Origin of the sequence: Methanococcoides burtonii DSM 6242 (assembly GCF_000013725.1) — an archaeon.
In the GTDB taxonomy this organism is placed as follows: domain Archaea; phylum Halobacteriota; class Methanosarcinia; order Methanosarcinales; family Methanosarcinaceae; genus Methanococcoides; species Methanococcoides burtonii.
Window position 1 is genome coordinate 541297 of the sequence record NC_007955.1, and the last position, 21841, is coordinate 563137.

16 protein-coding genes, 2 tRNA genes and 3 pseudogenes are annotated in these 21841 nt (G+C 37.8%); 8 read left to right on the forward strand and 13 right to left on the reverse strand.

What is annotated here, in order from left to right; all coding sequences use genetic code 11:
* Positions 1–83 precede the first annotated feature (83 nt).
* Positions 84–1049: pseudogene (locus MBUR_RS13310) on the reverse strand (ISNCY-like element ISMbu2 family transposase); the annotation flags it as partial.
* A gap of 172 nt (positions 1050–1221) precedes the next feature.
* Here MBUR_RS13310 and tnpC point away from each other — a divergent pair.
* Positions 1222–2391, forward strand: a complete 1170-nt coding sequence (gene tnpC, locus MBUR_RS02735; RefSeq protein WP_011498678.1) for an IS66 family transposase — start codon at positions 1222–1224, stop codon at positions 2389–2391.
* 236 nt (positions 2392–2627) lie between these two features.
* Positions 2628–2807, forward strand: a complete 180-nt coding sequence (locus MBUR_RS02740) for a hypothetical protein (RefSeq protein ID WP_011498679.1) — start codon at positions 2628–2630, stop codon at positions 2805–2807.
* On the opposite strand, the gene MBUR_RS02745 is transcribed toward MBUR_RS02740, so the two are convergent.
* The 6 genes from MBUR_RS02745 to MBUR_RS02760 all read right to left on the reverse strand — a co-directional run bounded on the left by MBUR_RS02745 (position 2797) and on the right by MBUR_RS02760 (position 10326).
* Positions 2797–3327: a DUF2115 domain-containing protein gene (locus tag MBUR_RS02745; RefSeq protein WP_048063485.1), complete on the reverse strand. Its 531-nt coding sequence runs from the start codon at positions 3325–3327 to the stop codon at positions 2797–2799. The two genes, MBUR_RS02740 and MBUR_RS02745, sit on opposite strands and share 11 nt — an antisense overlap.
* 16 nt (positions 3328–3343) lie before the next feature.
* Positions 3344–3583: a hypothetical protein gene (locus tag MBUR_RS02750; RefSeq protein WP_011498681.1), complete on the reverse strand. Its 240-nt coding sequence runs from the start codon at positions 3581–3583 to the stop codon at positions 3344–3346.
* On the reverse strand, positions 3570–3719 hold the full coding sequence (locus MBUR_RS13755; protein ID WP_157196632.1) for a TlpA family protein disulfide reductase: 150 nt from the start codon (positions 3717–3719) through the stop codon (positions 3570–3572). Before MBUR_RS13755 ends, MBUR_RS02750 begins: the two co-directional genes overlap by 14 nt.
* 9 nt (positions 3720–3728) lie before the next feature.
* On the reverse strand, positions 3729–3857 hold the full coding sequence (locus MBUR_RS14535; protein ID WP_269479032.1) for a hypothetical protein: 129 nt from the start codon (positions 3855–3857) through the stop codon (positions 3729–3731).
* A gap of 57 nt (positions 3858–3914) precedes the next feature.
* On the reverse strand, positions 3915–6026 hold the full coding sequence (locus MBUR_RS02755; protein ID WP_011498682.1) for a thioredoxin domain-containing protein: 2112 nt from the start codon (positions 6024–6026) through the stop codon (positions 3915–3917).
* Positions 6027–9810: 3784 nt separating this feature from the next.
* A complete protein-coding gene (locus tag MBUR_RS02760; RefSeq protein ID WP_011498683.1) occupies positions 9811–10326 on the reverse strand; it encodes a hypothetical protein in 516 nt (171 codons plus the stop codon).
* 115 nt (positions 10327–10441) lie between these two features.
* Here MBUR_RS02760 and MBUR_RS02765 point away from each other — a divergent pair, with 115 nt between their 5' ends.
* The 3 genes from MBUR_RS02765 to MBUR_RS02775 all read left to right on the forward strand — a co-directional run bounded on the left by MBUR_RS02765 (position 10442) and on the right by MBUR_RS02775 (position 11344).
* On the forward strand, positions 10442–10762 hold the full coding sequence (locus MBUR_RS02765) for a DUF2551 domain-containing protein (protein ID WP_011498684.1): 321 nt from the start codon (positions 10442–10444) through the stop codon (positions 10760–10762).
* A gap of 28 nt (positions 10763–10790) precedes the next feature.
* Positions 10791–11192, forward strand: a complete 402-nt coding sequence (locus MBUR_RS02770) for a hypothetical protein (protein WP_011498685.1) — start codon at positions 10791–10793, stop codon at positions 11190–11192.
* Positions 11193–11268: 76 nt separating this feature from the next.
* A tRNA-Gln gene (locus tag MBUR_RS02775) sits at positions 11269–11344 on the forward strand.
* A 1014-nt stretch (positions 11345–12358) separates the two neighbouring features.
* Here MBUR_RS02775 and MBUR_RS02780 read toward each other — a convergent pair.
* The 4 genes and pseudogenes from MBUR_RS02780 to MBUR_RS02795 form a co-directional block, all read right to left on the reverse strand.
* On the reverse strand, positions 12359–13018 hold the full coding sequence (locus MBUR_RS02780) for a potassium channel family protein (protein WP_011498686.1): 660 nt from the start codon (positions 13016–13018) through the stop codon (positions 12359–12361).
* Positions 13015–14472, reverse strand: coding sequence for a TrkH family potassium uptake protein (locus MBUR_RS02785; protein ID WP_011498687.1), 1458 nt, complete (start codon positions 14470–14472; stop codon positions 13015–13017). The genes MBUR_RS02780 and MBUR_RS02785 overlap by 4 nt, the downstream gene beginning before the upstream one ends.
* A gap of 76 nt (positions 14473–14548) precedes the next feature.
* Positions 14549–15673 (reverse strand): annotated as a pseudogene (locus MBUR_RS02790) (ISH3 family transposase).
* Between the two features lie 1094 nt (positions 15674–16767).
* A tRNA-Val gene (locus MBUR_RS02795) sits at positions 16768–16844 on the reverse strand.
* A 161-nt stretch (positions 16845–17005) separates the two neighbouring features.
* Between MBUR_RS02795 and MBUR_RS02800 the strand changes: the two genes are divergently transcribed.
* The 3 genes from MBUR_RS02800 to MBUR_RS02810 all read left to right on the forward strand — a co-directional run bounded on the left by MBUR_RS02800 (position 17006) and on the right by MBUR_RS02810 (position 21060).
* On the forward strand, positions 17006–17296 hold the full coding sequence (locus MBUR_RS02800; protein ID WP_011498688.1) for a hypothetical protein: 291 nt from the start codon (positions 17006–17008) through the stop codon (positions 17294–17296).
* 100 nt (positions 17297–17396) lie between these two features.
* The gene (hdrA2, locus tag MBUR_RS02805) at positions 17397–19757 is read left to right on the forward strand and encodes a CoB-CoM heterodisulfide reductase HdrA2 (protein ID WP_011498689.1); all 2361 of its coding nucleotides are present in this window, start codon (positions 17397–17399) and stop codon (positions 19755–19757) included.
* Positions 19750–21060: a 4Fe-4S binding protein gene (locus MBUR_RS02810; RefSeq protein WP_011498690.1), complete on the forward strand. Its 1311-nt coding sequence runs from the start codon at positions 19750–19752 to the stop codon at positions 21058–21060. The genes hdrA2 and MBUR_RS02810 overlap by 8 nt, the downstream gene beginning before the upstream one ends.
* Positions 21061–21145: 85 nt before the next feature.
* On the opposite strand, the gene MBUR_RS13760 is transcribed toward MBUR_RS02810, so the two are convergent.
* A complete protein-coding gene (locus MBUR_RS13760) occupies positions 21146–21325 on the reverse strand; it encodes a hypothetical protein (protein WP_157196633.1) in 180 nt (59 codons plus the stop codon).
* A 317-nt stretch (positions 21326–21642) separates the two neighbouring features.
* Positions 21643–21798: pseudogene (locus tag MBUR_RS13765) on the reverse strand (IS5/IS1182 family transposase); the annotation flags it as partial.
* Positions 21799–21841 lie beyond the last annotated feature (43 nt).

Consider the following 21841-nt stretch of genomic DNA (forward strand, 5'->3'; position numbering starts at 1 on the left):
GGCTGTCAAAAACTTTGGTGTTAAACTTTATTTGATATGTTACCTTCCCAGTATTTCTTTTTTACAGCCAAATAATTCAACACTCATTCGGGTGTTTTAAATATTCTTTTTAGCTGATTAGGTAATGTTTGTCTGTAATAATTTTCGATTGGATTTGTTGTTTTAGAAACAAATCCATCTACCATAAACAAAGTCAATCTATTAAAATCTCTAGTGATTTTGTCTATTGATCTATAAAGAGCATATGGAATTTTCTTAATACCGTCTATTAAATTTTGAAGCCTATTGATTGCGATACTTACATCATATGTTCTAAATATCTCTTTTATTTCTGTAAATGTTAAACACATGTTTATCTTTTCACGGTAACTAACAAATTTTGATTTTAACTTTTTGAATACATCGTTTCCAATCAATTTATACAAATGAAATATGCAAAGTTGATGTTTTATCTCAAGTTTATCCATTATCGATTTGTACTTTATCCGATGATCAGTAGATATTGCATAAATTAGTCTGTTTGATGTTGCTTTTTCAATAAAATCCTTTACTGTATCATATTCAAGATTAGTAACGATCATTTCTTCAACTGGTTTATTGAATATTGAATCAATCAAACTGAGCCTATAAAATCGTCTTCCATTCAATTTTAAATATTGTTCATCATAGCAATAATAACCCGAGTATTCTTTTGTAGCTTCTGAAGTCACTTCTTTGTTTGATTTCCTTATCCAGTTATAGATGGTTTGATGGGATGGGGAGCAATCATAAAGTGAACTGAATATTTTTTGTAAATGTCTAAATGAACAATATCCTGTTTCATAACTGTCTTCAATATACTGTTCATATGTTCTGGCATATTGATGACCTTTTTTGACAATTGGGTCAAGAGGTGTTGTAAATCTTTTAGAGCATTTTTTGCAATAATACCTTCGTACGTGGATTATTTGACTTCCAAATTCTGCTAACTTTAACTTACGCGTATAATACTCTTGTTTATTTATTTTATTGGAACCACATACGGGGCACTGAGGATGTAAAAGATCATAAGCCTTTTAATCAAAAAAATAATGTAACTATTCAGCCACCTTTGCGTGCTAAAATCCCCCCACCTCAATCTATTTCATCTTCTGACATGGATTTTTACGAAAAAAGCAAGTAGTAGCATTCTATTTAAGTTCACACCCAAAAAATCAATTGGTTTTGCCAAACAGGAGGTGAATGAACACGAAACGCAAAGAAATCCTAGCAGTTTATGAACAAGGTCCCGAAGCAGTTGTCACTCTTGTCACTACATTGTACGACATCATTGCTGAACAACAAACGATCATAGAACTACAAGCTGCCAGAATAACCGAACTCGAAGAACGAGTTAAAAAGTTGGAAGAGCAACTCAAAAAAAACAGCCGAAACAGCAGTAAACCACCTTCAACTGATGTTTTTATTAATGAGAAACCAAAAACAAAAAGCAGACGAAAAAAGAGTGGAAAGAAACCAGGTGGTCAGAAAGACCATCCTGGAACTACTCTCAGAATGGTAGATGTTCCTGACGAAGTTATAATTCACAAAGTACACAAATGTAGCAATTGTGAGAGATCGCTTGAAGATTTCGAACAGCAGATCAAGAACTTCTTAATAGAATCTCCTGTGATAAATTGTGATGAAACTGGTATGAGGATAGAAGGAAAACGACAGTGGTTACATGTTGCTTCTACAAACAAAATGACATGTTATTGTCCTCATCAAAAAAGAGGCTCTGACGCAATGAATGCGATGGGAATCTTACCAAATTTTAATGGTACAGTAGTTCATGATTTCTGGAAATCATATTACAAATATGATTGTGATCATTCGATCTGTAATGCTCATCTATTGCGAGAATTAACAAGTGTAAGCGAGAACGATGATCAATTGTGGTCAAAAGCTATGAACATTCTACTTATTGATGTCAAAAAGTCAGTTGACCAGATCCGAGAAATGTCTGGTTGTATGAAACCAGAGAGAATTAAAGAGTTTGAAGATTGGTACGGCCAGATTATTCATATTGGGATAGAAGAAAATCCTCAACTTCAAGCCAAATCAAAGAAGCGAGGAAGAACTAAACAAACCACAGCAAAAAATCTGCTGGATCGGTTTATTGGTTATAAAAATGATATTCTCAGGTTTATGCATGATCTAAAAGTTCCATTTGAGAATAATCTTGCAGAAAGGGATGTGAGAATGATGAAAGTACAGCAGAAGATATCAGGTACATTCCGAAGTATGCAAGGAGCATTAATTTTCTCGTGGGTAAGAAGTTACATTTCTACTGTTAAGAAGAATCAGGTTCCTGTGATGGATGCAATTCGAAATGCAATTGCTGGAATGCCATTTATTCCAACAATTGTTTGAGCTTCTAATCTTTTTGTGTAAAGGTTGGTCATACAGGATTGACTATAGGTAGGCTGAATAGTTACCTAATTTCTATTAATTATTCATACGTATCTGAATTGAATATTATTGAAATCTCTCTCGGATATATCAAGTTTGCTTGAGTTATAGGTAAATCTAATTTTTAAAAACTGTTATATAGCATCAAAGCAGTCTTTTTATTGTAACCAATACTCCTAAAATAAGAGGTAAAACATATGGCTTGCTGGGAATATGATATTAAGATGATTCGAATGGACAAGATCGATACTACTAAAGAAGATCTAAATTCACTTGGGATTGATGGCTGGGAGTTAATCAAGTTTGATGGTCAACTCGATAGTTCTGGAAAAACGACTGGATATTTCAAACGTTTATTGGATGGAGCTAATATCTAAAGCTTTTACCACACATATATCTATCCGTTTTTACAACTTCTTCGTTGTCCTTGCAAATACAATATTTGCAGAGGGCAATGTCTACTTCCGTTTGCTTGTTTTTGATCGGGCAGTAATATTCACCATTTGGTTCCATTATTGTCATTCCCCCGGGCAAGATCATACCTACGGGGTGTAGTGGTTTTTTTGTTATGAATATCAAGTATGGTGTTACTACACTCATAAATCTCTGAAAGTAGCTTTCAAGGGGATCTTCATTGAATTGCTGGCTGTAATTTTTAACAAGTTCGTTGTATGTTTCGATATCTATCTCTTCGATCACAGGATTCGATCTTAAGCCCTTTATTTCCATAAAAGTCTCATAGTAATAACTAAATAATTCTGTCGAATAGGCTTTTTTATATTTCTCTGGTAGGAACTTAACGTAATTGAGCATGAATGAACGTGCTTTCATAATGTCGTTATTCGATATTCTTCTTGCATCCTTTTCCAGGGATGCAAGAAGTTCTTTGGTGTCCATAGGCACCTTTTTTGACTTATTCATTGATATATTTTCTCTGTTCGATAAGTTTTATCTCTTTATCAGTTTTTTTCTTGCTGGCTGCCAATGCAAATAATATGGCAGCTACTGGTGGCACAATTCCAAGAGATGTGCTTTTTTCTTCCGGAAGCTCAGGTTCGAAACCTTCTGGAAGATATATCGTAGTTTCCGGATGGAATGTATAACATGCAAACCAGAAATTCCTTTCTTTTGCAATTTCTTCACCAGTGTCCAAGTTCTATTCCTGCAAGCTTTTCCATCTTTTTTTGCTGCTGTAAGCAGGTTGGGCACCAGACTGCAAAAGTCTCTAATATTATCGTTTGTCCTTCAAAATCGCTTATTTTAAAAGTGTCACCAGTTATGGTATCCATTAGTTCTACTTATTTCCAGTTAATATTTACTTCAGCTACAGTATCCTCGTTGATCTCAGTTCCAACACATCCTGATATCAGGACCAAAGTAATGATAAATGCAATAAATAGTCCATAGGAATGTTTAATATCGTACATTTATTACCCCTATTAAATGTGTGGTCTGCTTTTAAATAAACGTTTCTAATAGGACCATCACTGGATATTATGGATCTTCTTTAAGATCTCTACTATTATTTGGGGATCAGTTGTGGGCAACGTGCATTCATGACCCTGGCAGACATAGGCAGTTGCTTTTTGATTTTGTGTTTTAAGTGTGGATGTGTATGGTGCTATTCTTTCCAGTTCCTTCTCATTTTTTTCGCTTTTAACAATAACTGTTTTACCGGGAATGAACTCTTCATTGATGTTGTTTAGCATAAGCTGTGTGTCTTCGGAATCAAGCTCTCCTGCTATCACAATTTCCACAGAGGGGGCTAATGCAAGATCCAGACCTGCAATGAAATGTGTGTAACCAAATGGCATGGCATATATTGTGGATGCGAAAGCATTTGACGTATCTATTGCTTCACTATTTAATTCGGGATTGCCAGTAAGCTTTGAAAGTTTGAGGAGGTTGTTTATTTCTACTGAATTTCCGCTTGGAATAGCTCCGTCATATACTTCTTTTTTTCTGAAAAGCAAAGTCTCACTTTTATTGGATGTGTGGAAGAACCCTCCATTTATCGTATCTTTAAAATTCTCAATCATATAATCTGTGAGTTGCAGAGCCTTTGCGAGATAAGTGACCTCAAAAGTCGCTTCATATAGCTCTATCAGTCCCCATGTAAAGAATGCATAGTCATCGAGGAACCCAATCGTTGGCTCTTTGTTGCTGGAATAATTGTGGTAGAGCTCACCATTTTCTTTCATACGCTCGGATATTAACAGGTCGGCGTTTCTTTTTGCAATATCAATGTATCTTTTGTTGCCCATTACGCGACCACTGATCGAGAGTGCTGCTAACATCAGTCCGTTCCAGTCTGTTAATATCTTATCATCCTTTGAAGGATGTATCCTTTTTTCACGTGTAGAAAATAGTTGTTTACGGCATCGTTCTATTATGTGATCTATTTCTTTGCGTGTTATGTTGTATTGTTTTTCAATGCTTTCCAGGTCTTTCTCCAGGTGTAGTATGTTCTTTCCGTTAGGCCGATGCGTACTTTCTTCGAGGAAATTGCCTTCAGGTCGAACATTAAAAGCATCTCTGAAGATAGGATGATCTTCACGATTCAATATACTCTCAATTTCCGAAAGTTCCCATGTGTAGAACCTACCTTCTACTTCCTCGCTGTCAGCATCTCCAGCACAATAGAATCCGCCATCAGGTGAGGTCATATCTCGTAGGATATATTCAATGATCTCATTTGCTGTATTCGAATATTCTTCTTTGTTAGTGGCTTGATAGGCTTCCGTATATGCAATGATAAGCAATGCCTGGTCATACAGCATCTTCTCGAAATGCGGGACAAGCCATGAGCTATCAGTGGAATATCTGTGAAATCCAAATCCGATGTGGTCATATATTCCACCTTTTCTCATTGCCTGTAATGTTCTTTCGACCATTTGCAGGGCTGTTGGGTTTCCTGTTCTTTTCCAGTAGCGTAGAAGATATGATATGTTATGGGGGGATGGGAATTTCGGTGAGGTTCCGAATCCCCCATTTTCGTTATCGAAATTATTTGCAAGATATGTGTAAGTTCTATGAATTATCTCTTCAGTTACTTCTTCGTTATGCGAGTTCTCACTTTTTTCGGATAAGGCCGTTTTTATCAGCTCGGTCTGTTCGACTATTTTGTTGTGTTCTTCTTTCCAGAGATGTTCTATCCATGGTATGATCTCGAGCATTCCTTTTCTTCCAAACCCGCTTTTAAGGGGAATGTATGTGGCTGCAATGAAAGGTACCTTCTCCGGGGTCATTATAATGGTAAGGGGCCATCCTCCGCTGCCGTTCATTTTCTGGCAGATGTCCATGTATACTGAATCGATATCTGGGCGTTCCTCTCTGTCCACTTTGATACTGACAAACGTGTCGTTCATCATTTTAGCAACGTCTTTGTTCCTGAAGGATTCTTTTGCCATCACATGGCACCAATGGCATGTTGAATAGCCAATGGAGAGGAATATTGGCTTATCCTCATTTTTTGCTTTTTCAAATGCTTCTTCTGTCCATGGATACCAATCCACAGAATCGTTAGCATGCTGTAAAAGGTATGGATTTTTTTCATTGATCAATCTATTCTTAGTACCCTTATCATTGTTTGTCATGATCTCCCCAAATCATTTTAATTTACTTCTATCTTTTAGAAAGAATCCTTAAATGAATGTTGACTTATCGCTATATTGGTTTATCCCTGTGGACGATATTTAAATGTGTGGGCCAGTAATTACATTAAGAAGTAGTGCATTAATTTCTGTTTTTCTGTTTGTAACCTTTGTTGTATCTCTTGATGTACTGATGTCATAAATGATGTTGGGAGTTTTATCTAAAAGATACAGGGTTTTCACTTTCTGCTGGTCAATAAAAGGTTGCTGTGGCTCTAATGATGAAGTCTCGGATTATGTTCAATTAACTACTTCCGTTCTTGCTCTTTGAGTTGAGTGAGTTCCTTGCTGTTATGAAAGGTTTTGTATGGGGTTGTGGTCTTTTATCAGCTTCCTGAAATGAGTCTTGTAGGGGGCTCCTATTGGGTGTTATCGAGTATCAATTATGTATCTACACTCTTTTTCAGCAAGACATTTCTATGTATTTCCATTTCAAAAATTATCAAATATATATTATTAACTATATATTTGCATTTATGTCTAATTATTATTAGTCATTATGATATATTTTATTTTTTGACTATATCATATAGTACCATATTAACTATCTATTTTTAAAAGTATATTTTTATACATGAATATCAAATTAACCAAAGCTGCAATATTATTAAATATGAATTTTAGAATATGTTCTTTTGCTAATGGACATTTAACAATATGCTTTAATGCAAATTTATAAAAATGCGAGTATAAATTTAAATATAATATTCGTGTTTATATAAAAATGCACCTACATTTTTTTAAAATCTTCTACTTTGATCAAGCCATTTTCTAATATAATTGAGATCATAATCTCAATGGTTCGTATCATGCTTAACAAAATCCTGGAAAAATGGCTATATGTTTCTATTCATTTTCTGTTCGTATAGTGTATAAGTGGCACATCAAAAATATATCAATTCGCATAGCAAAATATCACTATTTTTTTGTAATGCTGGTGGTACTATTTTTTCAATTTAGTCATAAATATATCATTTATTTTTATTACTCATTATTAATATTTTAAAGTACAATATATCAAATATCCTTTTAGTTATGTCCTTTTTAATAATCATATATAATTATTACTTTTTCTTTATGCATTATCTATTATATATTATCAACTACTTATTATATGGCATACTTGTATGTGGGATGCTATGGAAATATTTGTGAAATTGCCTATGGATCTCTAAGCATTTTTGTACAAGCTAGCAAGTTATATGACTCAATATAGAGTATTTGTGAGGGCTGAGTTGTCTGTGGACATCCTGACAGTATTACTGTTACAGGTGTGTGTAATACTGAAACGATCTAAATTACAAAGTGAGTTTATGGATCTCAATATGGGCGTGGTTAAATGTTCTCGTGGTGCAATGTTAGTATTGTAATGTGATTAATCTCATTCCGGGGGCCACATGGTCTGCCATGATGTAATACTGGCAAACTAGGAAACTGGTGTTCTGGCATAAAGTCGGTCAGATCTTGATAAATTGGCTGGCATGGTGGGTGGGGGTGGACTAAATGGACAGTTCGCATTAATCCCTCTATATCACCTCTTCTTTGTGTCTCCTGGTAGTTCTCGATGCAAGGATAATCATTCGATTATCCTCGTTGTGTCATTTGTTGGTTGATATATTCCAGGTGTCTCGGTGTTCTTTTCCTGGCATGTACACAATGAGGCAAAAATAACGTAATAATTCTCAAATCAATGGGTGCATATATGGTTTGCAATACGGCATAATTTATTATCCTGCAATATAAAAATGACTATTATGCATGAGTCGTGAAGCCCTGACCTGTGGAATGTAACTGCCAAAAACTGAAGAATCTGTAACGATCTCTTCTATCCGTTGTTGCTTATGCTATCGGTTTTATTCGGTGACATGAATTATATTGGCAAAATAAAGGGCAATATGGCTTAAACGGGTCGCTGGACGGGGGCTATGGTTGCTGAAGGTGGATATGTTGAGGATTCTGATGGTTCAACAATCGTTAAGATGCCGCGTTCTAACCGCATTGGTGCATGGGTAAGCATTTTACCCAATGTTACTTAATAGGCGCAAAAAAATAAAGTTGATTGATATCCTGGGCAGTATGCGGGACTTACGGCCTTGCTTCTGGTCTTTTGAATTAAGATCGGGGCGGCACTTTACGGTCTGTAAATTGCAACTTTTGACAATCAAGTTACTCCTCTGAAGTTCGGAAGCCTGATGGATACTTTTACTGAATGGAATTTTATCATTTTATCGGGTTGCAGTTTGATCTTGACCGTGTTAAAACAATCAATTCCTTAAAAATCCATATATGGGTTGGTCTGGTATGGGGGATATCAGGCACGATAAAAACAATCTATTGGAAGTTGAACGTGACCTAACGGGGGTAGGCCTTAATAGATTAGGTTTTGTTCTCATGGAGCTGTACTGTTAGATGTGGTAGTTGAAATATGTGATGAATTGCAAACAACCATGACTCGATTAAGGGGTGATCGAAGTGTTGTAATAAGCAGCATTCACAAAAAAAGGTTTATTTATTATTAATAATTCTTTTTATGTTGGGCTCTCAGTTTGCTCAAAATCGTCTGATTTCGTAATATTAACTAATTACATAAGTGCTTTTATTGGGAAGTAGCCGTTTTGATTATCTCGGTTATTTCTGGAATGGTGGTCTTATTTTCAGAAAAATTGACAAAGCACCTACACATTAAAATAATCCTTTCTCAATATAAACGCTTATTAATAATTCGACTTTAATTAATTCAAATATAATTTTTCTGCTTGATAAATATTACTTTTGTAAAAATATTATGTAAATTCCGCCTATGTGTTTTATGGCATTTTCAACGTACTGAGTGTATAGGTCATAGCTCTAAAGGGGGATAGTACACATAGTGCCATAATTACTTGAAGTTATTAATGTTTGTGTAATTATTACTCATAGTTATAAACCCAATCGGCTTAACTTCTTTAATATATGGATGTATTTTACCCCTCGATTCGATCATTCTCTTAATTAACGGTTATTTTACTCATTCGTATATACTATACAATTGGGTTGCAAGTTCTGCACAAATGCTATGTTTTTGTCAACATGTCTATTCCAAACTCTATAGTAATACCCCTTTTACAACTTCCAACCCCCCCATTCCACACAAAAAAATATCAAGGAATGCATATTTGATATTTTATGGTCGGTTGTGCACATAGTCATTGTAATAACAATTTGGCTTTACTAAATGGAGTTACAACTTCGAGATTATATTTTGATCTTGGTAAAAGTCGAGCTATTTCTGATATAGTTTTATTTTTTTGATTATTTGCAACTGTTTTTATGTTATTCCCACTTTTTTTATTGATTTATGTATTTTTATTCTCAATTTGCTATACGTTTCATGCATTTTTTAACTTCTAACTGGTATATGGGTGGAGGTTTGAAAACTCTTAACTTCTTATAGGTTCTTTTTTGCACTAGTTATCCATGTTCAAATAACAAGTTTATTGATATTATTTCTATTTATTTTGTCACTCAAATAAAAAACAATTTAAATATATTTTATACTATTTTATTCATGCAACGGCACATTTTAAAATGTATTTTATTTATATATATTGAGTTATAATTTTTAAATAATAACTTAGTATATATTTATTTATTCAACATATTCAATTTGTGTAATTAAAAAATATTACACACAAACGAATTTAAATTTATGTAATAAAATAAGTTTACTATAAGTATATACTAAACATTATACTTCGATTATAAATCCAAAAATATCCTCGAATTTCTGATATTTCTTCCTTGCATTATAGAGGTATTGTCGTACGCAGCTTTCTCCTTTTGCACGTGCGAACATTGCTGTGATCTCTGTGGCTGAAAAAACTGAATGTAATTGTTTTTCTGGAATACTTTCAAGCAGCGCCAGGCCTGATAGTTTCTGATCCACTTCTACCTCATTTTTCATAGGGGTTGATGTTCCTGCTTTAGCAACATACCTGGAAAAGTGAGAGTTAGGTATTTCGCTTACCCAATTCCAGTCCTGATCGTAAATGTTTGCAGTGAGTTTTTCGCATTTAGTGCATTTACCTACGATTATGAATTCCTTGTCAATGGCATGATAGCTCAGGCTTACAATGGGCGATCTGCATTTAGAACAGGTACCTACTTCATTTTCTTCGGAGTCAACAGCTAGTATCTGATGCTCGATGTGAAGTGTTTTCTTCTTAAGGTCGTAAGTGTATTTCGTTGTGGCCGGTATGTTCATGGTGTTATCTCACTACGGATTTTTTAGTCACTCGTATGGGGGTAATCAGTTTGCAAACATATATATAGTGTCATTAACATAATAGGTTTACTGTTCTATTGGGGAGAATACTATCATGGCATCTATTCGATCTAGGATTAAAGAGCGGCTTAATAAGTTTATTGAGCTGGATGTAAATGGGTTTCGGAGCTATGTTCTATCTGTGTTTCTGAGTGTTAAGAAATCTACAATCGATGAATTGCACCAAGCTATCGCTAAAAAATACGATGTTTCCAGGAGTGCAGTAGCTTCTATGGTAGGATATATTCATTCAAAGCTTGGTATTCTGCGATCTCACAAGGAGTCTTATAAGACCCCAATTGTCTATTCTTTAAAGGAAGAATATGCAGATCTCTTGAAATCTGAGCTCACATCTAAAGGGATAATTTCATCCTGATCATTCGCTCAGTCAGTTTTGATCGATCATGGTATCAGTTAAGGATGCGCCTCGAACCTCAACAACTATAGTTATACGTTCCGATGCAAATGCACGCATAACTCGTTCAAGGGATCCTTATTTCAGTCTCATGAGGCGATTATTTCAGGAAGATGCCACTGCTATGCGTGGGCAGAAATTTCTGATGATGGTTGAAGAGCGACAGAAAAGTGGCAATCCGGTCAAGACCAGCGAGTGGCAGGATATCATAAATGATCTCGATGTGGGTCGCGCTTCGTTCTATTCAATGCGTAATAAGCTTCTTGGTGCCGGTCTTATTTCAAACAGAAACAATGAGTATCGCCTCTCCGGCCAGTTTAGTCGTGATCTAATGGATCTTGCAAGGTGGTGGCAAACTGCTATCATGGGGGAAAATCCCGACGATGCTTAATTTTGCTCAAGGATTATAAGCACCGGGCGATAGATTTATTAATTAGGTTTACCATGTAGGTGCTGTAATCATAAGCAGCCCGGTAGTGTAGTGGTCAATCATGCAGGACTCTGGATCCCGCAACCTCGGTTCGAATCCGTGCCGGGCTACCAAATTTATTTTGGAAGTCAAATTATTTATTGCTGATTTTACTATTGTTTCAATCGATTTTCATTTTAAAAATATCATTTAATTTTGGTAAAATCGAAATTCTTCATCAAATAATTACACATTTTGCCTATATAATAAATTATTTTAACGGCTCTATAGAAATCCTATCTAAATCCACATACATATATTATAATTGAGATTATAATCCAACATCGTGCACCACATTCAATAATATTTTTGTATTTAATTATTGTCCAAATATTAAGGATTTCTACAGAGCAATTTTAACCTACAAACCAATGTAGTACTTGGGTATGAGGGTTATATGGTATGAAGCGAGTTGGGGAACTTGTGGGGGCGACCTTTCATTGAAAGGTGACATTTTCAGATTAAAGGCTCCTATACTCATTATTAATGATCATTGACCTTTTTCATCTGACATAGATGCATAGTGTGCTTCATCTGGGTCACTTCATACCCCTCAGGATCAATCTCAATACTATCAACTGAGTTTTAATGTATAATCTTTAACTTAGTAACAACTGTCAAATTCTAAAAGGTTAAAAAATAGAACTGTCAAACTTGGGATATAAAGAGAATTTTATTTAATAAATATAAAAAGGACTCTGTAGAGACTCTGTCTAAACCGCTATAAAATAAATAAAGGAAATCAGACATATGAAACGTTCAATACTACTGGAAAAGCAGATACATTCTAAATTAAGTGAAATTTTAGAACCACTTGGCTCGACCCGTTATTTTGTAGAGGTAAAACCAGGGGGCATCAATTTAGTGCAAAGATCTGGGTTGAAGCAAATATCCTGAATGAAATTGCAGAGGATACTGAAAAGCTCATATCTATTTCGGATACCATTATAAAAGTTGAAAAGGAACTCAAAAAGAAGATATTTGAAAGCCTGAAACCCCTTTTATGATATTTTTGATCTCATGTAGCATTGGTATGTATCTTTTATGTTTTTATATTTATAATTATTATATCTCATTTAAGAGCTACTTCATGTCTCGATATTTCTACCCAAAACTTCATTCACAGTGCTTATCATATCGGCCTTTGTGACAAGGATCAGTTCATCCTTTTCATACAATTTAGGATCCTTTTCCGCAAGGATGAATTCGCTTTTACGGTAGATGCCTATGAATGCACTATTCTGTGGTAGTGAGATCTCGGACAATTTCATATTAATTATCTTGTCAGTAGCCATCACGCCCATAAAACGCACATCATAACGTACCAGATTACTCAGTTCAATTGTATTTATTCCTCTGAGGACATCTGATATGTAGCTGGAAGATATGCTGGATGGGTTTATCATATAATAGAATCCAAGCTTGCTTGCGATATCCATGAATTGCCTGTCCTCTATCTTGAGAATAACTTTGCCAACCTTGGCATCTCTGGCTATCAATCCGATGAGAATGTTGTTCTGATCATTGGTTGTGCAAGCAACAACTGCGTCTGCATTATCGATATCTGCTTTTTCAAGGATATCAGGTCTTGTGCCTTCGGCATTTATCACCGTGCAATCCATGGTTTCTGCAAGCTCTTTAGCTATAGCTTCATCTTTCTCGATAAGTATGACCTCTTTACCCTGTGCGATCATGTTCCTGGTAAGATGTATTCCCAGTGAACCGGCTCCGACTACAATAACTCTCATGTTTTCACATTCCTCTTATTTGCCCATTTTCTTTTTATCCACGTTCCCGGCATGAATAGCAATATCAATGGAATTATCTCTATCCTTCCAAACAACATGTCAATTATTAGCACTAACTTAAGGACAACAGGCATTGACGCACTGGTTGCTCCTGCGGAAAGTCCCACAGTGCTCAAAGCACTCGATACCTCGAACACGGAACTACTCATATTCGTTCCGTAAAGCATGAAAATGAATGATGATACGATAAGGATCAACGTATAAAGCAACATAAAGGTCACAAGATTGTAGATCTCGTCACTTTCTATGACGTGGTCCTCTATCTTTATCGGTGTAATGGTCTCTCTGGGCAGGAACAATCTCAACAGTACATTATGAACCACTTTTAAGAGCAAGATCACTTTTAATACTTTGATCCCACCTGCAGTGGATCCAACATTACCTCCTATCCACATCATAAATATCAACACTGCTTTTGAAGCTTCAGACAAAATGGAAAGGTCTATCGTAGAAAAACCCGCAGTAGTGATTGCATTAATTATCTGAAAAAGACTGTCCTGTATTAGATCATAGTCCGTATTTCCTCTTTCAAGAGTAAAAGCAAAAACAATTGATCCTATGGCGATGAAGGCCAGGAAATACCGAAGTTCCAGATTTTTGAAGATCTTCTCCGGTTTCTTGAAGAGGTGAGGATAAAGTACAAAACTGACTGCTCCCAGAAGACACGATATACTTATTGCAGTGGGTATAAGGCTTCCCTGATATGCTCTTATACCTTCAGGACGTGTTGAAAATCCACCGGTGGATACACAAGAGAGGGCGTGGCAAATCGAATCGAACAGGGACATACCACTCATTAAAAGCAGTATTAAGGAGATCAATGTTATGATAATGTAGACTTTTCCAAGGGTACGGGTGGTGGATATTACAGTTGGTTTGATCTTCATATCCCCATAGTTGGCTTTGTACATCCTGGATGCTGTGGTTCCGGGTCGTATCAGGACAGAAAGCACCACAAGAATTATTCCGATTCCGCCCACCCACTGTCCCCAGGAACGTGCAAACAGGAAAACGGGTCCTACGTCTGCAGGTGCAACACTGAGTCCTGTTGTCGTAACAGCTGACACACTTTCAAAATAAGCATCAATAAAAGGCATTCCTGTTGTAAGTGACATTGGGACAGCACTCAGGAATGCTGAGATCGGGAAAACCAGTGCAACGATGATGAGTGCTTCCTTCGTTTCAAGGTCATAGTCCGGAAGAGCACGATAGATCAAAGAGCCAATGATGAACACTGCAACAGCAGTGCTTCCATAATCGATGGCCGCATCTACATTTCCAAGTACGAGTGCAGCAATTGTCGGAACGACCAATACAAACGTAAAAGCTATGAGGTAATATCCAATGTACTTTGCTACAGCTTTGTGGTTAACAGGAGTGTGTAGCTCGTACATAGTTTATAATGATACTTATTACTTTATAAATTCAGTACTTCACTAATATTCCCTCCACTAAATAAATCATGCAAGGTTACCTATAACATTTCACTACTAACTTTACTTTCAACTTTTTTCTCACCCATACCTCAATAAAGTGAACAAATAAATCAAATCTAAAAACATCTTCTTCTATCGTTTTCGGTCCCCTTTTCACCTTCATAAAATGCATTCTCTGAATCGATAACCATGCATTTTTCAGCATAAATGATATCAACGCATAGAAATATCGTAGCATTGGATTTCTTGAAGATGTTTTCGGTTTCACCACATTCCGCATTCGATATGATGATTCAATAGTAAATCGTTTCCTGTAGATCGTGCTAATCTTTCCTGGTTCCCAATCAATTCCATAAACAACAAACCCTAAATTCTCACAACCATTTTTCCCTCTCTTTCCTTTCAGATACTTAACATCAATAGCAATATCAAGTTCTACATCTCCTTTCTTATTCTTCATAACGTACTTCTCATAACGTTTTTTATTTCCATCAAGAAGATCCTTTATTCTTTTTCCCATCCTTACAACAGGAGTAATATGTGGAATCTCATTCTCCTGTAAAAATGCAAAAACGTCTCTGGAGTAAAATTCTCGGTCCAAACAAAGAACATTGGTCTTAAGATTGATTTTATCAACTAGATCTATGAAATATTTAAGATAATCTGTCTTCGTTCTGCCTTTTTCTACAGGCAACATGGAAATTGTAAATCTTGTGTATTTGTTTATGATGCAAAGAGAAATGTAAGAGTAGAATGAGTTTGTTGATTTCTTAGCTTGTCCTCGAATCACATAGTTCTCATTGATAGCATCCACTTTTCCATAGTATGGATCATTTGTATAATCAATTGCAAGATCATACTTTTTATTTGAATCAAGGGTTTAGTGGGATGATTGCAAGAGAATCTTTGCATTGTTTTCAATGAGCTGATCGAAATCAATCTTATGCAAATGATATCTCATCGATGTTTCACATGGAGTCTTATGATATTGTTTACCAATTGAATGGATTGAAAGTTTATCGGTGGACATTCCGAGAACATTAGTGAAAAGGTCTTTAGGAGTAAGTGATCCATTTATTGAAATGGGAATGTTGTCCAGAAGTGGTGGTAGAACCGTTTTGATACAGTGAGCAGGTGTTAATTCTAGTCGTGATAACATGGAAAGGGCATTTTAAAGGTATATTAATGTGCCGAATGGTATTGATTTCGTGAATTATGCCAAAATTAGAGAACTACTGAAATTATAGTTTATTGCTCAATTTATTCTTGTTCATGAAACATCCTTCCACTGAGAAGCGTGTCAATAATATCTATAGATTGTCTAGCACCTACCAAAGAGGAATCAATCATTAAAAAAAAGTGGATGATAAATTCACGTAATCATGAGATTATTACCCCTTACACGTGTGTCGCAATTTTGATTCTTATCTTGCAGGCATCATCCCGAATTTATTCCATTACAAATAGTCCGTATCAAATTAATCGAATGATTCGGTATTATTCTCAATTCGTATCAAAATATCCAACATTCAGGACTTCAGGCTATTTTACAATACCTATACACCAATAATGTATTCTCGATCCATATCACCAATTATTCCATACATTGAGAACACAGATCAAATGTTACATTACAGCTTCTGGCAAATAAGACATATTTCAGACACAGGCATAACTCCAATCATTGTGTCTGCAATTGGATCTTACTCAGGATATTTTAGTTAATTGTTCCATTTCACGTGCCGTGAATTATAAAACGTTTATACAACCGTTATACAACAAAGTTTTATAAATTTAAACAACCATAGGATAATTTAGGATGATATGAATAAAATATATTGGCAAATCAAAGATCAGTCGGCTTAAACCTAAAAAGAATTTTGAATACCCGTTACTTCGATTACCCCAGTCACATGCACACCTAGCAGGTAAAACTGCCCATATATTTGAAATCGACAACAATGGAAAACCTTTGTTTGTAATTTCCCTTGATGGAGAGTTTGATGATATTGTCAAAGTTATACAACCTGCGACTTCAGACCTCGAAGCAAGAATAATGGCATTAGAAAAACAGCTAAAGTCAATGCGAGAGCCACTATTAGCAGACACCTCAAACCCTGCGGATTCAGAAGAACTAGCTATATCAAGTGAAGATGTAGGCGAGGATATCTCTACTTTAGACCAAGAAAATGATACAAAATCACACTCAAAAAACAAATTAAAAACACAATCAGAAGACAGTAAAATGAAGTGTGGTGGGCCCGATGAGATTCGAACTCATGATCCTCGCCGTGTAAAGGCGATGTCATAACCAACTAGACCACGGGCCCATTTGTGCAATTAACACATCATTATCCCTTCGCATATGAGCATTAAGAGGGACGTGCAACTCCTTAATGTCATTAGGAGTATATAACTTTTTTGTGAGCAGAGAGGGATGTGCGTGAATTAATCCCAACCATTAATAAATAGTAGTGTATTATGATGAAGCATGACCGATAACAATGGAACAGAGGAGATAAACACTCAGAGTAAGCAGATAGAGGAGTTCAAGGTAGATCTAAACTATAATTCACAGATGGGGCAGCTCGCTATATGGATGCCTGAGGGAGAACATGAGATGAGGGTTATCGCAAAGGACAAAGATAAAGGGTTTGAATGTGTTTTTGTAGAGATGCACCATAATGTTGAAGAGGGCAGAGAGGCTTATGAAAACCTTGACGGTACCCAGAAGATAAAGGACCTGTTCGCCAGAACGGGCTTTGGAAAAATCTGTAAATAAATCTCAACTCAACACATAAAATTCCAACAGATCACTATTATATATTAGCATATAAGTTATATTTTTACTAAATTCAAAAGCCAACGAGGGAGTATCTCATATGCGGATAGGAGTTTACATCTGTCACTGCGGACTGAATATCGCAAGTGTCATAAATATGGATGCACTACACGAAAAAGTAGAACAGATGAAGGGTGTCGAACTTGTCAAGGACATACAGTTCATGTGTTCCGATGTCGGACAGGATGCACTCATGGACGATATTGAAGAGCACGACATCGACAGAGTACTCGTTGCAGCATGTACTCCAAAGCTTCATGAGAACACGTTCAAGAAAGTGCTGGAACGGGCGGGACTTAATACATATCTTCTTGAGATCGTAAACATCAGGGAGCAGTGCTCATGGGTGCACATGGACCATCATGACATGGCAACCCAAAAAGCCTTCGACCTCATCAAAATGGGGGTTGCCAAGCTCAGCTTACTGGAACCTTTGCGGATAAGGAAGATAAAAGCGAACAAGGACGTTCTCGTCATAGGTGGCGGTGTCGCCGGAATAGAAGCTGCCCTCACGCTGGCAGATTCCGGCACGCATGTCTATATGGTCGAAAAGGAACCTACCATTGGCGGCAAAATGGCATTGCTCAATGAAGTGTTCCCGACAAATGACTGTTCCATATGCGTTCTCGCACCAAAGATGACAGATGTGCAGAACCACACGAACATCGACCTTTTCACCTACTCCGAGATCAAAGACATCTCCGGCTCGGTTGGCAACTTCACAGTAAAGGGCATTCAGAATCCCAGATATGTGATTATAGACAACTGCAAAGGCTGTATCGATGAATGCGCAAGGGTATGCCCTGTGGACATATCCAACCCCTTCGACAGCGGTCTGGGGAAAACAAAGGCCATCAACATGCCCATACCGCAGGCCATCCCCCAAACAGCATTTATCAACAGCGATTACTGTGTGGGTTGCGGGCTTTGCAAACAGGCCTGCCCTGCAGATGCAATTGACTTTAACATGAAGGCAGAAGAGTTCACCTTCACCGTGGGAGCGGTCATAGTCGCAACCGGTTATCAGGGATTCGATGCAAAGCGCAAAGAAGAGTACGGCTATGGAGTGTTCCCCGATGTCCTCACCAACATGGAACTGGAAAGATTGCTCAATGCTTCCGGCCCAACACGTGGAAAAGTGGTCGTACCCTCGACAAAAGAGACCCCTAAAAAAGTCGCATTCATACAATGTGTAGGCTCAAGGGACGAGACCGTTGGGAATCCTTACTGCTCACGCGTCTGCTGCATGTCCTCCATGAAGAACGCACAGATGATCAAAGAGCGCTATCCTGACACCGAGGTCACCATTCACTATATCGACATACGTGCCGCCGGTGAGATGTACGAAGAATACTACGTGCGTTCACAAATGATGGGTATCGACTTCATTCGCGGAAAAGTAGCGGAGATACAGATAGACACACAAGGGAAAATGTTGCTGAGATATGAGGATACCCTTGAATGCACCCTGTGCCAAGAGAACTATGACCTTGTGGTGCTCGCAACCGGAATGGAACCCAGCAACACGACCGAACCTATTGCCAGAACACTGAATCTCACAAAACGAACTGACAGGTTCCTTTCCATCGCACACCCGAAGATGCGACCTGTGGATGCACACATAAACGGAGTGTTCATCGCCGGCTGTGCTTCAGGACCAAAAGAGATACAAGTATCCATTGCGCAGGGAAGTGCCTCTGCAGCACGTTCCACACGCCTGCTTGCAAGAGGTGAACTCGAGAACGACCCCTTCAGTGCATGCGTAGATGCTGAAAAATGTATCGGCTGCCGGATGTGTGAAGACACCTGTAATTTCAACACCATCAAAGTCATTGACGGAAAAGCAGTGGTAGATGAGATCTCATGCCAGACCTGTGGGTCATGCAGTGCCTCGTGTCCGGTAGATGCCATCGATATGCCCCATAGCACCGATGCCCAGATAAAAGCACAGATAAGGGCGGCCCTTGAGGTAAAGGATGAATTCCCGCTTATCATAGCCTTCCTTTGCAACTGGTGCAGTTACGCATCAGCAGACCTTGCAGGAACATCAAGGATACAATACCCCACCAATGTGAGGATAATTAAAGTTATGTGTGCAGGTCGTGTTGATCCCGACTTCGTACTGGAGGCATTGCAAGGGGGTGCTGATGGTGTCATCGTTGCAGGATGTCGCCTTGACGAATGCCATTACATCATCGGGAACTATGATGCAAAGCACAGGATGGACAATCTCAAGGAAGTACTGGAGGAAATCGGACTCGACCAGAGAAGACTTCGTGTCGAATGGATATCAGCCGCCGAAGGCGAGAGGTTTGCAAAGACCATCGAGGATTACGTGGATGAGCTGACAGAACTCGGACCGGTAGGTTCAGAGCTTCAGGGAGGAGATCCGGATGAGTGATGAAGAAAAATCCATGACCGTTTCAAAGGAAATGGACATCGAAGGAACTCATGTGCTCTACAAACTGATATCCGACAGGTCTTCAAAGACACTCGATTATGATTACAAACGATGTGTTGGTTGTGGCATCTGCGTAAGGATATGTCCCACCAGGGCCCTTGAGCTTGGGCCGATGAAAGAGATAGCCACAGGACTTGATGCACCACCGGTGATGATGGAACTCGATAAATGCACATTCTGCTCGATGTGTGTAAACTTCTGTCCGGTTAACGCACTGGAGATGAGAAGCGAAGGGGACTTTCCTAAAGAGGACCAATATCCACGCCTGGAACAGTTCGTCAGAATGAACGAGAAGTGTGTGCCATGCTCGCTTTGTGAAGCAACTTGTCCCGAAGATGCCATCGAACTGGAATACACATTCCCGAAGAAAGAGGATATCGCACCTTTGAAAGAAAATGCGGAAGGCGAAATAGAGATAGATAATGATAAGTGTAATCTCTGCGGGATATGTGCTCGATTCTGTGATGCGTTCCTGATGCTTGAAAAGGAACCTACCGCAACCGACCCCATGCCTTTTGAACAGCTAATAATAGATGAGGACAGCTGTGACTACTGTACGCTCTGTCAGGATATCTGTCCCGAGGATGCTATCAAGGTCAAAGGGGAGAAACCATGCGAAGCCCCTGAAGTATCAGGAAAGGTCACTGTGGATGATGCTAAATGTACCCGTTGTGGCTGGTGTGATGCGGTCTGCCCCTATGATGCAGTGGACATGCTCAAACCTTTTGAAGGTGAGCTTATGCTTGTCGAGAGCCATATCCAAAAATGCGATGCACAAGGATGTCATGCCTGCTTCAACATCTGCCCGTCCCATCTTTGGTATGTGCCTGATGACGGAAAGAACATCGCGGCTGTATATGACCTGTGTACCTACTGTGGAGCATGCGTTAATGCATGCCCTGAAGATGTTATGAAGGTCTTCCGCACAAAAGTAAGCCATACCAAGATCCCTGAAAGTCCCTGGGCTAATGAATGGAAGAATGCAATAGGTTCCCTGCTGACAGAGGAAAGAAAACACCCTGACCTCTCAAGGACCATTGAGGTCGAGAATGGACCCATGAAAGAACACGTGGACATCAAGTTCCCTGAGGTCGATGAAAAGATGATGGAAGCGGTCTCGAAAAAACTTGAGCTTGCAAAGGATGCTCTTAATGACCCCAGGACCAGAAGGACACTTAATAAGGGGGAAGTCGATGACATTCACAAGGCTATGAAGAAAATGAAGGGAAAAGGGAAACTCTAACCCTTAACTTTATTGTCGAAACAATACTTTTATTTCCTATGAAGATTTGAAAATGTATGATATTGATATGAATTTCGTATCACGTTCAGACCTTTGCCAATTCATCGAACAACCATTTATTCTTTTGATAGGTTTCATCAAATGATTTTCGCCATTTTTCTTCTGCTTCCTTTCTTGGATACTTAATGTATTCTACTTTACCACCACCATACAACACGGTTTCATATACATACTCTTCAGTATCTTCTGGTTTCTTTGGTATCATAGTAAAATGTTGGTTTTTAATAATATATACCTTGTGGGAACTATTTCTATATGTGTCTACATTTACAGCGGAAATGAAGTCTAAATAAACATCATTAGACGTAAAAAATGAAATTATTAACACATAGCATTTCCACTGTAACAAGATGTGAAATTTATGTTATCGGTAAAAGTATGAAAGAAGTATTGTATTTGATATCTTGAAAGTGATCAAAGAACTTTCCACCGCAATCAGACCTTTGCCAGTTATCAAACAATCATTTGTGTTTTCACAGGTTCGAATTCTCCCTCGCACAGCAAGTCGTCGATGATGTTATTCTATTTTTTCGGCTTTGTAGAAATCCTCAACCAAATTAAACACATAATCTTGGCATACCTGTCAAGATTGTGTATCAACACCTTGAATTTCACTTCTTTTACTTGGTTTCTATGCTTCCTTGAACAGAGACTTTCCGCATATTTCGTTTTGAATATTTATAACTGTAAAGCGGGAAACAGGAGTTTCCCGTTACTTGCA

What these genes read in the sequence shown, in the direction of transcription:
- tnpC (WP_011498678.1), top strand. Translation starts at nt 1,222, where the DNA reads ATGAACACGAAACGCAAAGAAATCCTAGCAGTTTATGAACAAGGTCCC.
- MBUR_RS02740 (WP_011498679.1), top strand. Translation starts at nt 2,628, where the DNA reads ATGGCTTGCTGGGAATATGATATTAAGATGATTCGAATGGACAAGATC.
- MBUR_RS02745 (WP_048063485.1), bottom strand. Translation starts at nt 3,327, where the DNA reads ATGGACACCAAAGAACTTCTTGCATCCCTGGAAAAGGATGCAAGAAGA.
- MBUR_RS13755 (WP_157196632.1), bottom strand. Translation starts at nt 3,719, where the DNA reads ATGGATACCATAACTGGTGACACTTTTAAAATAAGCGATTTTGAAGGA.
- MBUR_RS14535 (WP_269479032.1), bottom strand. Translation starts at nt 3,857, where the DNA reads ATGTACGATATTAAACATTCCTATGGACTATTTATTGCATTTATCATT.
- MBUR_RS02755 (WP_011498682.1), bottom strand. Translation starts at nt 6,026, where the DNA reads ATGACAAACAATGATAAGGGTACTAAGAATAGATTGATCAATGAAAAA.
- MBUR_RS02760 (WP_011498683.1), bottom strand. Translation starts at nt 10,326, where the DNA reads ATGAACATACCGGCCACAACGAAATACACTTACGACCTTAAGAAGAAA.
- MBUR_RS02765 (WP_011498684.1), top strand. Translation starts at nt 10,442, where the DNA reads ATGGCATCTATTCGATCTAGGATTAAAGAGCGGCTTAATAAGTTTATT.
- MBUR_RS02770 (WP_011498685.1), top strand. Translation starts at nt 10,791, where the DNA reads ATGGTATCAGTTAAGGATGCGCCTCGAACCTCAACAACTATAGTTATA.
- MBUR_RS02780 (WP_011498686.1), bottom strand. Translation starts at nt 13,018, where the DNA reads ATGAGAGTTATTGTAGTCGGAGCCGGTTCACTGGGAATACATCTTACC.
- MBUR_RS02785 (WP_011498687.1), bottom strand. Translation starts at nt 14,472, where the DNA reads ATGTACGAGCTACACACTCCTGTTAACCACAAAGCTGTAGCAAAGTAC.
- MBUR_RS02800 (WP_011498688.1), top strand. Translation starts at nt 17,006, where the DNA reads ATGACCGATAACAATGGAACAGAGGAGATAAACACTCAGAGTAAGCAG.
- hdrA2 (WP_011498689.1), top strand. Translation starts at nt 17,397, where the DNA reads ATGCGGATAGGAGTTTACATCTGTCACTGCGGACTGAATATCGCAAGT.
- MBUR_RS02810 (WP_011498690.1), top strand. Translation starts at nt 19,750, where the DNA reads ATGAGTGATGAAGAAAAATCCATGACCGTTTCAAAGGAAATGGACATC.
- MBUR_RS13760 (WP_157196633.1), bottom strand. Translation starts at nt 21,325, where the DNA reads ATGATACCAAAGAAACCAGAAGATACTGAAGAGTATGTATATGAAACC.